The sequence below is a fragment of the Methylobacterium sp. E-041 genome (genome assembly GCF_022829665.1).
GTDB lineage: Bacteria > Pseudomonadota > Alphaproteobacteria > Rhizobiales > Beijerinckiaceae > Methylobacterium.
This window is the reverse complement of the sequence record NZ_JAKSYQ010000240.1, coordinates 1-5,705: the sequence shown is the minus strand read 5'-3', so window position 1 is coordinate 5,705 and position 5,705 is coordinate 1. Positions and strand designations below refer to the sequence as shown.

Annotated in this window: 8 protein-coding genes; 2 read left to right on the top strand and 6 right to left on the bottom strand. The window is 60.6% G+C overall.

From position 1 onward, the window contains the following. From MKK70_RS22630 to MKK70_RS22610, 5 genes are all read right to left on the bottom strand, one after another. Positions 1–250 (bottom strand): TadE/TadG family type IV pilus assembly protein (locus MKK70_RS22630; RefSeq protein WP_243950064.1); only part of this gene is annotated, 250 nt, incomplete at its 3' end. Positions 251–697: 447 nt separating this feature from the next. Beyond that, on the bottom strand, positions 698–1,630 hold the full coding sequence (locus MKK70_RS22625) for a molybdopterin-binding protein (protein WP_243950062.1): 933 nt from the start codon (positions 1,628–1,630) through the stop codon (positions 698–700). Then, on the bottom strand, positions 1,627–2,508 hold the full coding sequence (locus MKK70_RS22620; protein WP_243950061.1) for a cytochrome b/b6 domain-containing protein: 882 nt from the start codon (positions 2,506–2,508) through the stop codon (positions 1,627–1,629). Before MKK70_RS22620 ends, MKK70_RS22625 begins: the two co-directional genes overlap by 4 nt. 78 nt (positions 2,509–2,586) lie before the next feature. After that, a complete protein-coding gene (locus tag MKK70_RS22615; protein ID WP_243938853.1) occupies positions 2,587–2,808 on the bottom strand; it encodes a hypothetical protein in 222 nt (73 codons plus the stop codon). A 259-nt stretch (positions 2,809–3,067) separates the two neighbouring features. Then, positions 3,068–3,355 carry a PilZ domain-containing protein gene (locus MKK70_RS22610; RefSeq protein ID WP_243938854.1) on the bottom strand — a complete coding sequence of 96 codons (288 nt, stop codon included), beginning with the start codon at positions 3,353–3,355 and terminating at the stop codon, positions 3,068–3,070. 171 nt (positions 3,356–3,526) lie between these two features. Here MKK70_RS22610 and MKK70_RS22605 point away from each other — a divergent pair, with 171 nt between their 5' ends. Both MKK70_RS22605 and MKK70_RS31145 read left to right on the top strand, forming a co-directional pair. After that, positions 3,527–4,078, top strand: a complete 552-nt coding sequence (locus MKK70_RS22605; RefSeq protein ID WP_243950058.1) for a MucR family transcriptional regulator — start codon at positions 3,527–3,529, stop codon at positions 4,076–4,078. A 674-nt stretch (positions 4,079–4,752) separates the two neighbouring features. Then, positions 4,753–4,845: a DUF6894 family protein gene (locus MKK70_RS31145; RefSeq protein ID WP_409566136.1), complete on the top strand. Its 93-nt coding sequence runs from the start codon at positions 4,753–4,755 to the stop codon at positions 4,843–4,845. Positions 4,846–5,290: 445 nt separating this feature from the next. Here the strand turns inward: MKK70_RS31145 and MKK70_RS22600 are convergent, their stop codons facing one another. Then, positions 5,291–5,443, bottom strand: a complete 153-nt coding sequence (locus MKK70_RS22600; protein ID WP_243950056.1) for a hypothetical protein — start codon at positions 5,441–5,443, stop codon at positions 5,291–5,293. Positions 5,444–5,705: the final 262 nt, after the last annotated feature.

The window sequence follows — 5,705 nt, the reverse complement described above, 5'->3', positions numbered from 1 at the left end:
TGGTCGTCCCACTGTTGGCGATCTGGAACTGGCCGGTGAACAGGCCGCGCACCGCGTTCTGGACGGTGCGGTCGAAGTTCTGGCCGGCCCAGATCACGAACGCGATCTGGATGATCGCGCCGACCAGCGCCAGGAAGGGCAGCGACACGAGGGCGAACTCGACCGCCGCGGCCCCCTCGGTGGCGGTTGCGAACGTACGAAACGTTCGGACCGGCCGCGCACGGGCTGGAAAGATAGGGCGGTAGAGCATAGCGTCGTCGGCGGACTCGGAGCAGTCAACCAACGCTAGAGGCGAATATCTAAAGCAAAATTAATGCTCCTGCGTACCGAGACTATATTCAAAGCACAAATCTGTAATATAAATCAATCACAGGTTGCATTACAAATTATTTTATAGATCATTTGAAGCATATTGTTACAAATATTTTCTGTCTTTGACCCGCCTGTTCGACGGAAAACCGACCGTTTTCTCGACGGCAAGGGCCGGCAGCTACCGACCCATTGCAGGCCTTGGGAACTTCTGCTCTCAGGCTCTCGGTGAAGCCGCGTCAAATGATTGGAACGGGCGAAGTTCTGCCCGTCCGCTCCTGGACAAAAAATTGGGGCTAGCGGTCGTTAAATATCTGCCACGTTTTGACCTTCCGCCGCCTCCCGTGAGATCAGGTCCACGTCCCGAAGCCGACGGCGCGCAGACGGCTCAGATGCCGGCATACCAAGCGTAGCCCTGATCCTCCCAGTAGCCGCCCTTGCCCTCGCCGATGCCGGCAAGGCTCGCGACCACCTCGATGCGCATCACGTACTTGGCCTGCTTGTAGCCGAGGTTGCGTTCCGCGCGCAGGCGCAGCGGGGCGCCGTTCGAGACGGGAAGCGCCTTGCCGTTCATGTCGTAGGCGAGGATGGTCTGCGGGTGGAACGCGTCCACCAGGTCGATGCTCTCGTAGTAGCGGACAGGCTCGCCGGCAGTGGCCGCGGTTTCGTCGGACGCCTGCTGCCCGCCCGAGCTCCGTTTACTCTCCCCGCCGCCCGACTGCTTGGTCATAGCCGGGTTGGCATTGCCCGCGGGCGCCGCCTCTTCGGGACCGCCGTCCTGTGCGGTGTCCGTACCACCATCGTCCTCGCCCCGGTCCATGGTGTCGGCGCAGTGGAACACCACGTAGCGCGCCTCCGGCTTCAGCTTGGCCCGGGTGAGGAGATCGGCGAGCGGCGTCCCAGTCCACCTGCCGATAGCGCTCCATCCTTCGACGCAATCGTGCCGGGTGATCTGGGTGCGCGCCGGTAGCTTGCGAAGCTCGGCTAGGGACAGCTTGAAGGGAGCCTCCACGAGGCCGCCGACTTCCAGGTGGTACTTGGCGAACTTGCCTTTCGCCAAGGCCTTGTAATCCTTGTCCGGCGGGTCCTCGGTGCCGTTCGGCTTGAACCACGGCGAGATGTCGGCCTCGGTGTATTCTGGCGCCAGGCTGCGTTCGGTGAGGAGCAGGCGCTGGACGAACAGGTTTGCGTCCTCGCCGGTCTTGAGCGTTCGCTGGAACCACACCGCGTTGCCGAGGCGGTCGCACCCGCCAAGCATGGCCGCCGCGGATGCGGCGGAAGCCCCCTTTAGGAGGGAACGTCGGCTCGGTGGGCGTCTCACGCCCGGGGCTCACCCGTGGCGCCGGTCGGCTCGACCTTGCGCTCGATCACGAACCAGCCGGTCACCATGCCGCGCATGATGTTCCAAAAGCCCGAGAGCAGGACCAGGGCGATGTGCACGATCACGAACAGGACCAGCAGCGCCGCCACGACGAAGTGCACCGTACGCGCCGATTGCCGGCCGTCGAACAGGGTCAGCAGGAACGGAAAGGCCGCATCCATGGCTGGCGACATCGCCAGGCCCGCCAGTACCTGCAACGGCAGAAGCACGAACAGAACGAGGGCGTAGGTGAGCTTCTGGATGATGTTGTAGCGCTTGGCCTCGTCGCCCTGCGGGAAGCGCAGGGTGAGGTGCTCCCAGACCGAGGCGCCGAAGTGCCGGACCTGGTCGCGCGACGGGATCACCCGGAACCGGAGTTGCCCACTGAACAGGCCGTAGAGCAGGTAGAGGGCGCCGTTCAGGACGAAGGCCCAGGCGAAGAAGAAGTGCCAGCTGCGTCCGCCGGTGAGGTCCTGGTCGCTCGGCAGGGTCAGCCAGGACGGGAAGCCGCGATCCGCTGGGTCGCCGTCGGCACCGGCGGACGAGCCGAGATAGCCGGTGGTATCGAAGGTGCGCCCGAGGACCGTGGTCACGCCCTGGGGCGGATCGTTCTCGGTCGAGGACATCGCCAGGAGCGGCGTGTCAAAGGTCGAGACCTTGCCCCAGTACAGGGCTGGGTGAGCGTTGAAGATCTGCAAGCCGCTCATCAGCAGCACTAAGAGACAGATCGCATTCACCCAATGCGTGACGCGGATGACGACCGGGTGCCGGAACGTCCAGCGTCGTGTCTCGACCTCGCCCGTGTCGGGTGCTGAGCGCGTCAGGTAGGTGCGTGGCAAACGGCCTCCCTCGGGGCGATTTTTTAAAAGGGTGGAGGCCCCTGGATCAGGGCCTCCGGCAGTACAGGGCGCCTCAAATTACATGCCACGCTTCATCATCATGCGCTTCTTCATCATCCGCTTCCGCATCATGCGCTTCTTCATCATCATCCGGTCGCCGTGCATCATGCGGACCTGAGTCACGCCGGTATCGGAATTTAGGCCGTTGACGGCCATCGGGGCGGCCGATGCGGAGCCGGCGGCCAGCGCCACGCCGCCGAGGGCGGCCAGGGCGGTGAGGGCGAGAGCGAAGTTTTTCATGCATGATCTCCTATGGAGGTGAACATATTATCCAACCCACTGAACAACAGCATTATCGTATTGCCGTTCCCTACATTCGAAAACTAATTTTATATACTATGATAGTTTTACAGTAAGCAGCGCGCACTCAAATCAAGGCTTGCAGCCTGGACACGATACTTTCGTCGCGTATCGCTACGGCGCTGGTCAGCAAAAAGTTTCAGGACGCCCAGGCACGGATGCCGCCGAATTAGGGTCCGGACCCTAAGCCGCTACGTACCTAGCCGCTGGCCCCACCGGTCACGGGGGTCGTGATGCCGAGGATCGATAGCCCGACGAAGGGACCGCGGCGCCACACGACACACATGCGCACGGACCGCTGAGAACCTTGCAGCGTAAGTTCCAAACAATCCGTCAGCGGTTCCTTTTGCGAGACCGAGATCCGGGCACCTTCCTTCGAAACGTCACGCACCACACAGGGGATCTCATCCCCGGCATCCGTGCGGATTGCTCCGATGATCATCGTCTCCCGGCGCGGAGACTGCCGCGGGTAATCAGGTTCGTCCATGCTGTTTCGTCCATCGAATGACGATGGAATATCCGTTGAATGGTTCAGAAAGGCTGACTTAAGAAGTAGATCGTACGAAATTTAGAAGGATTTTTAGTCGCAGACTTCCACTCTGGCGAGATATATGCAGGGTGCCTGCTTCTGCAGGTTGCATAGGATTGACAGCTGGTTATGGATGAGACCGAACACACACTGACAGGCCGCAGCATCGAGATGACGGCCGAACTCGTTGCCGCCTTCGTATCAAACAACAGCGTGCCGGTTGCCGAACTGCACAATCTGATCGCCAGCGTGCATACCGCTTTGGCTGGCCTCAGCAACGAAGCCCCCGCGGAGCCCGCTGGTCCGGAAAAGCCAACCGCGGCCCAGATCCGCAAGTCGGTCACGCCGGACGCGCTCATCAGCTTCGAGGATGGCAAGCTCTACAAGACGTTGCGCCGGCACCTGACGATCCGGGGCCTTACCCCCGAGAGCTACCGGGCGAAATACGGCTTGGCTGCCGATTATCCGATGACGACGGCTAACTACTCGGCGCAGCGCTCGGCCCTGGCGCATTCGCTCGGTCTTGGTCAGAAGCGGCGCAAGGCGGCTCCGAAGGCTGCTGATACGGAAGAGACGATCTCCGAGGAGCCCAAGACCCGTGGTCGGAAGCCTAAGGTCGTAGAAGCGTCTAAGGCAGCTCCGAAGGCCCGCGGCCGTAAGAAGGCTGCCGAGACGGCCTGAGGCCGCTCAGCGCCCCATGCCGGCACATCACACCTGCATCCGGTCTGACGGTGGCTCAACCGCGTTGCGGCATCCTGCATCTGGGCCATGCACTGCGTATTGGCCCGGCGCAGGTGATCTGGGGCTCACGACGGCGTGTGGTGGGAAGTGGACTGTGGTGCAGGTGCAGCTGATCGAAGCGCGCACCGCTTAAGATCGACGCTGACAATTTGGACTGCGACGAGCAGGGCGTGACCGGGAGACCGGCGCGCTCTTCTTCGTGAAAGGTCTGGCGGATCGATCACAACTGATCAAGGCTACGCTTGTAGGTTGTGCGTCGCAGCAATTCCCTGGTGCTGTTTTACGACGGTTTTTCAAGGCGATTGGCGTGGAACCAATTGCGTAGAAACCATCTTTTGATCATATTAGCTATCTCAACTTAAAATTGATGGGGCCTGCGCCGGCCTCCTTCCGAGACCAGTAGCAGAGCGCAAAATGCGACATCGGGATCACTGCGTACCCCTGTCTGGCCCAGACTCTGATCCTGTCCTCTACGGCGTAGCTCAGGGATTGGCTGAGTTGTTCCCACCGGTCGAGCTGACGCCGGTTCGTGATGACCAGGGTGAGCAGATCGATGAGGCAGGCCCGCTCGCTGACGACGCTTGAAAGCAGACGAATAGAGATCGAGGTCTTCGATGCCCCGTTTCTACCTTCACCTGCGTGATGGCGACGATCTCATCGAAGATCCAGACGGATCAGACCTTCCCAACGTTAAATCGGCGAAATAAGAAACTCGTACATCAACGCGATATTTACTCGCAGAAAGGCTTTGCGAAGGCAAAGTGATCGATGGCCGGCGATTTGAGATCGTAGACGAAGTAGGCAATCTGTGCGCCGTAGTGTGGTTGAGAGAGGTTATTAGATTTGCTTAAAATGCGCGATGCTTGGTATGCAGCTGGCTCGGGGAGCTATGACTGTGATTGGGCCCCTTTGGACTAATTTTTATAGCTCAGGTCGTCAAACACCATTCAAGGTGGGTGTTCGTCGTGCGCTGGTAGAAGCGTTTCCGCTTGTCATCAATGACGCGATGCCAGCGCGAATGAAGCTCGCGCTTGAAGCCTTGGGGACGCTCGATCCCGTAGGCGTGGCAGATCAACCGAGAGAAGCTCTCGATAAACCGAAACTGACGGCCGGAGCGGGCTTGGTCAGCACGCCCTCTGCCGTGTAGGCCGCCTACGCCACCACTTCGCCCGTCCCCATCATTTCGGTGAGTACGCTGCTCAGATAGGCGCCTAAGCGCTTGAGGGCACCCTTATCGAGAGCATCAATCCAGAAGCTGATCAGACCCAGCTTGCCCTCAAAACGACGAAGGACCGACTCGCCCATCAATGCCGCCTCCCGCTCGGTTTGTGCGAACTAAGGTCCGCTGAATGCCAGCGGCGAGGATGGTGATTTCGTAGGGCGTCACGCTTGGCATACCAGCCGAACGTGCTGCACTGCAAAATCATTGCGTGCTTTGGCGTGTTACTTTTTTGGTTTTCAGGCCGCCTCGGCGGGCTCCGCATCGTGCAACGACGGCACGTAGGCGCACCACTGGCAGATGCCCATATCTGCCGCCCGCCTGTCATTCCGCTGTGAGCAGTGCGGG

Coding starts and splice junctions, on each gene's coding strand:
- MKK70_RS22615 (WP_243938853.1), bottom strand. CDS start 2,808: ATGAAAAACTTCGCTCTCGCCCTCACCGCCCTGGCCGCCCTCGGCGGC.
- MKK70_RS22610 (WP_243938854.1), bottom strand. CDS start 3,355: ATGGACGAACCTGATTACCCGCGGCAGTCTCCGCGCCGGGAGACGATG.
- MKK70_RS22605 (WP_243950058.1), top strand. CDS start 3,527: ATGGATGAGACCGAACACACACTGACAGGCCGCAGCATCGAGATGACG.
- MKK70_RS31145 (WP_409566136.1), top strand. CDS start 4,753: ATGCCCCGTTTCTACCTTCACCTGCGTGATGGCGACGATCTCATCGAA.
- MKK70_RS22600 (WP_243950056.1), bottom strand. CDS start 5,443: ATGGGCGAGTCGGTCCTTCGTCGTTTTGAGGGCAAGCTGGGTCTGATC.